Annotated in this window: 1 protein-coding gene and 1 pseudogene; both read right to left on the bottom strand. The window is 35.8% G+C overall.

The features are described from left to right. A partial coding sequence (thsA, locus tag E7Z77_RS09135; RefSeq protein ID WP_292753236.1) for a thermosome subunit alpha occupies positions 1 to 1,345 on the bottom strand: 1,345 nt, incomplete at its 3' end. A 379-nt stretch (positions 1,346 to 1,724) separates the two neighbouring features. Next, positions 1,725 to 2,195: pseudogene (locus tag E7Z77_RS09130) on the bottom strand (hypothetical protein); the annotation flags it as partial.

Raw genomic sequence — 2,195 nt, 5'->3', positions numbered from 1 at the left:
AACCTGCGTTTTCAGCTAAGGTTTTTGGTACGATTTCTAAAGCTTCTGCAAATGCGTTTACAGCTAATTGTTCTCTGCCGGAAATGGATTCTGCGTAGTCTTTGAGTTTTTTAGCCATTGCGATTTCAGGAGCTCCTCCACCAGCTACAACTTTATCATCTTCTACGGTAGCTGCTACTACACCGATAGCGTCTTCGATTGCTCTTACGATTTCTGCTACGATGTGTTTGGTACTTCCTCTTATGAATAATGTTACGGATTTAGCTCCGCTGCATTCTTCTACGAAGATCATTTCTTCTCCGGAGATTTTTCTTTCTTCTACGATTCCAGCGTCACCTAAATCTTCTGGGGTTAAGTCGTCTAAGTTTGTAAGTACATTAGCACCGGTAGCTCTGGATAATTTTTCGATGTCAGATTTTTTAACTCTTCTTACTGCTAAAACGCCAGCTTTGGATAAGTAGTGTTGTGCTAAATCATCAATACCTTTTTGTGCGAATAATACGTTTGCACCAGCATCAACAACTTTGTTGACCATGTCTTTAACCATTTTTTCTTCTTGTTCGATGAAAGCTTGCATTTGAGCAGGGTCAGTGATTGTGATTTCTGCATCCATTTCAGTTTCTTTAACTTCTAATGGAGCATTGATTAATGCGATTTTTGCACCTTCGATTAAGCTTGGCATACCAGGGTGAACTCTTTCTTTGTCTATGATTACACCTTCAACTAAGCTGGATTCGTCAACAACAGCGCCATCTTTTTTCTCGATTTTAATGTTGTCTATGTCTACGCCATCGTCATCAGCTACAGCTTCTACTGCATCAACGATTAATTTTGCTAATGGTTCACGTGCTGCTTCGGTTCCTTTACCAGTCATAGCAGTCATAGCTACTTTCATTAAAGTTTCGGAGTCCACGTCGTCGATTGCGATTTCATCTAAGATTTCTTGTGCTTTTTCAGCAGCTTTTCTGTAACCCATAGCTATGATAGTTGGGTGAATGTCGGAATCGAGTAAGTTTTCGGATTTTTTTAATAATTCTCCAGCAATGATAACTGCAGTAGTGGTTCCATCTCCAACTTCGTCTTCTTGGGTTTTTGCTACTTCTACGAGCATTTTTGCTGCTGGGTGTTCAATATCCATTTCTTTTAAGATTGTTACACCGTCGTTGGTTACGACAATGTCTCCAAGTCCGTCTACTAACATTTTGTCCATTCCTTTTGGACCTAAAGTAGTTCTTACGGTTTCAGCTAATACTTTACCAGCTAAAATGTTGTTTCTTTGCGCATCTCTGCCGACAGACCTGTTTGTACCTTCAGGTAAAATAAAAATTGGTTGTCCTTGTGCCATTAATAATCACCTTTTTAATTTTTCATAAAATAATCAGATCAGTTTATAATATCAACATGAGAAAATAAGTTATAACGTTGACTAAACCTTTCTACTTAATACATGAGTTTGAGGTTATATAAATACTTTACGGTATAAAGTAAATTAAAGTAAGAAAAAGAACATTCCACCACCCTGTGGGCAAATCCATCATGAAAAAAGTGCTCGAATAATTGACGAGTCCTTTCATAATTTCAATAGAACATTACTCACACATTATAATTAATACGCTTGCATTTCAGAAAATGGGACTATGGAATAAAAGAATATTAAAAGTAAAGGAATAGATAGGTAAGGAATTATAAATAAATCAAAAAATAAAAAAAGTCAGTAGATAAAATTATCTACCTTGTTTTTTCTCTAATCTGAAAGGAGGTGTTGTTTCTAAAGTTTCATAAGCTTCTTGTTCTTCTTGAAGCTCATTAAAGAAATTATTGATTTCCTCCAATCTTTTGATCTTATCATTCTTTCTAGTTAGTTCGCTTTGAAGCTTAATGAAGTCTTCACGAGGAACAGTTTGTTCTCTTAAATAGCGAAGCTCATTATCTTTTGTATTGATTTCATTTTGTAATTGGGTTTGAAGAGAAATGAAATCTTCTTTAGGAACTGACCTCTCCTTGATATATTCAAGTTCGCTATTGCGAGCAGAAATCTCATTTTCAAATCTATTTTGAAGGGAGATGTATTCATCTTTAGGGATAGTGTTCTCCTTGATTTTTTCAAGCTCAGTACTGCGAACAGAGATCTCATTTTCTAACTGAGTTTTAAGAGAAACATAATCATCTTTAGGAATAGTATTCTCTTTAATGTC

Origin of the sequence: Methanobrevibacter sp. (assembly GCF_015062985.1) — an archaeon.
Lineage (GTDB): Archaea > Methanobacteriota > Methanobacteria > Methanobacteriales > Methanobacteriaceae > Methanocatella.
This window is presented reverse-complemented; position numbering and strand designations above follow the sequence as displayed.